2 protein-coding genes are annotated in these 3,151 nt (G+C 62.6%); both read right to left on the bottom strand.

The features are described from left to right. Positions 1 to 431: 431 nt before the first annotated feature. The gene (istB, locus tag F2P44_RS33980) at positions 432 to 1,184 is read right to left on the bottom strand and encodes an IS21-like element helper ATPase IstB (RefSeq protein ID WP_167094459.1); all 753 of its coding nucleotides are present in this window, start codon (positions 1,182 to 1,184) and stop codon (positions 432 to 434) included. An 84-nt stretch (positions 1,185 to 1,268) separates the two neighbouring features. Beyond that, positions 1,269 to 2,798: an IS21 family transposase gene (gene istA / locus F2P44_RS33975; RefSeq protein ID WP_167094457.1), complete on the bottom strand. Its 1,530-nt coding sequence runs from the start codon at positions 2,796 to 2,798 to the stop codon at positions 1,269 to 1,271. Positions 2,799 to 3,151 lie beyond the last annotated feature (353 nt).

Below are 3,151 nucleotides of genomic sequence, written 5' to 3'. Positions count from 1 at the left end.
AGGACCGCGTTGGCCCAGCTTCTGGTGCGTGATGACACCCTGTCCCAACTGGCGGCGCTCAAGCAGGACGCCAAAGACTTCGGTTGGCGTCAGATGATCCGCGAGCGCGAGAAGCGCGCCTTGCTGGGGGTGTAAGCCGGAACCGCCGAAATTTCCGACGTAAAACCTGACAGGGAAGGTTTCCGCACATTGCGTCAATCCGACATACTTTTCCGTACAAGTTTTGCCTGGGGCATAGGGTAATTTGCAACTAGCCGCCGCCAGTGCCGGAAAACACCTGTTTATCGACACTAGGACCAAGAGTGCGTATTCCACGCAAACTGGACACCTGTTCCGCCGCAAACTGGACAGTCATTCCAGCGCAAACTGGACACCTGTTCCATGTCAAACTGGACACCTTGGGCGTAACGGCGCGGGGTTGAGGTGTGGTTTTACTCCGGACTGGCCGAGCTTGTCAAATTTGCCCGCTTTTTCCGCAGCGAATCTCCTTTCAAGTTGAGTTGATGGGCGTTGTGGACCAGGCGGTCGAGGATGGCGTCGGCCAGGGTGGCATCGCCGATGGCGGCGTGCCAATGTTCAATCGGAAGCTGGCTGGTGACGATGGTCGAACCGCTGCCGTGACGGTCGTCGAGCACTTCCAGCAGGTCGCGCCGGTGCGCGTCGTCGAGCACGGCAAGCCCCCAATCGTCAATTACAAGCACGTCAATTTTGGCCAGGTGCTTGAGCAATTTCATGTAGCGGCCATCGGCGCGGCCAATGGCCAACTCGTCGAGCATGCGCGGCAGACGCACGTAATATGCACTGCGACCCATGCGGCAAGCCTGGTGCGCGAGCGCGCAGGCCAGCCAGGTCTTGCCCACGCCGGTGGGGCCGGTAAGCAGCACGTTCTGCTTTTCCTTCAGCCACAGGCCGGCGAGCAGCCGTTGAAACAGCGCCTTGTCGAGCCCACGCGCGTGGCGGTAGTCGGTGTCCTCGGCCGCCGTATTGGGCTTGAGCTTGGCACGTTGCAGGCGCAACGCCAGCGCCTTGCCATCGCGCTCGCTCACTTCGTGCTCGACCAGCAGGCCAAGCCGCTCTTCGAAACCAAGGTGGTCCAGGTCTAGCGCGCTTTGCTCAGCGAAGGCGCGCGCCATACCAAACAGCTTCAGGCGGGTCAGTTTGTCGTAGGTCGGGTGGTTCAACATTGGTCATCCTTTCATGGGTGATGTGCCGCCGGCTGGCGGCGCACCACGTTATTAATATAAACGGTATATATCGTTTACTTTATTTTAGTGAATCTGGCTCGATTGGTAGTAAGCGGCCCCACGCAGGTTCTCGTGCTCGGGCAGGTCGAGCGTGCGCTGCGCGTCCTGCGGCTGCAGGTCGAGTCCATTCTTGAGGATGGCCTGGACGCTCTTCCAGCTGACGGCGCTGTACTTGAGCGCGCGGACGCAGGCCGCCTCCAGCCGGTCGACGCCGTACTTCTGTCCCAGCGACAGCACGCCCAGGCAGCTGCGGAATGCCTGCTGCGGATGGTGCCGCTGGCCCAGCAGCCGCTCCACCAGCACCGCGCAACGCGGCCCCACGGCTTCGGCCCGGGCGGTGAGCGTCTGGGCATTCCAACCTGCCACCTCGCGGTGCGCCGGCGGCATGTGCGCGGCAATGGTCGTGTGGCGCCCCTTGAAGGCGCAGTGGACGTGACTGGCGATGCGCTGGCCCCGTTGGAACACCTCGACCGTGGTGCGCGTCATGCGCACCCTGACCTGTGCCCGCGCGTGCTGGCACGGCACCGAGTAGTAGTGACCATCGACCTCCACGTGGTAGTCGACACCGACCCGCGCCACTTTCCATTCGGCGTACTCGTAGTCAACTTGGGGCAAGGGCCGCAGCGCCGGCTGGTCCATTTCGGCGAAGGCGCTGGCGCGGCAGCCCGGAAGTTTTTTGAAGGGTCTCTGGTTCAGGTCGGCGAGCAGCGTGCAAAGTGACCGGTTCAGTTCATTGAGGCTGAAGAAGCGCTGGTGGCGCAGGCGCGCCAGCACCCACCGCGTGACCACCAGCACGCCGTTCTCGACCTTCGCTTTATCCTTGGGCCGGCGCGCGCGCGCCGGCAGGACCGCCACGCCGTAATGCTCGGCCAGGTCGTGATAGGTGGGATTGACGTCGGGCTCGTAGCGTGACGCCTTCGACACGCCGCTGCGCAGGTTGTCGGGTACCCACAGCTCGGTGCAGCCGCCGAAGAATGCGAGCGCGCGCACGTGGCTGCCTATCCAGTCCGGCAGCTGCTGGCTCCAGGTCGCCTCGATGTAAGTGTAGTTCGAGGCGCCCAGTACGGCAACGAACACCTGGGCGGTGCGGATTTCGCCGGTGCTGCCGTCGGTCACATCGACAGTCTGGCCGGCGTAATCGATGAACAGGCGCTCGCCCGGTGTGTGGGTTTGCCGCATCGACGTGGTCAGTTGCTGGCGCCAGCGCCGGTAGTGTTCGCAGAACGCGCTGTACTGGAAGCCTTCCGGCTGCTCGGACTTATATTCCTGCCACAGCAGCTCCAGCGTCACGCCCTTGCGGCGCAGTTCCTTGTGCACGGTTGGCCAGGCCGGCGCCGGCCGCTGCACCGACGATGGCTCGCTCGGTGGAAACAGCAAGCGCTCAAGCACAGCATCGTCGCAGCCGGGCGGCAATGGCGACGCCAGTCCGGCCAGCTTGGCGCGGGCCACGTAGTCGGAGACGGTGGAGGGCGAAACGTTGATGATGCGGGCGATTTCCCGCTTGGAGCGGCCCTGCTCGAAATGCAGCCGCAGTACTTCGTGGATTTTGCGCATGGATAACCTATTATTGGTCAAGCAACCCTCCGGATAAAAATCCGGCAGGTTGCCACAGTTATCCCCTTGCCGTTGGCCCTATTCAGGCCGCTTCAAACTGTCCAGTTTGGAGCGGAACCGGTGTCCAGTTTGCGCTGGACTGGGTGTCCAGTTTGCCGTGGAATGCGTGTCCAGTTTGCGCTGGACCAGGTGTCCAGTTTGCCGTGGAATGGGTGTCCAGTTTGGCGCGTAGGACTAAACCGCTCGCGCGGTAGTCGGACTTCGATGCAGCCTGTGGTCCCGCCACAGCCGGGTTTCTGCTGCAAGATTGTAGCTGTTTCCTATGTTGGTTAGTGAGGCAATCGGCCTCATTC

Source organism: Massilia frigida (genome assembly GCF_011682175.1).
GTDB classification, from domain to species: Bacteria; Pseudomonadota; Gammaproteobacteria; order Burkholderiales; family Burkholderiaceae_D; genus Telluria_A; species Telluria_A frigida.
This window is presented reverse-complemented; position numbering and strand designations above follow the sequence as displayed.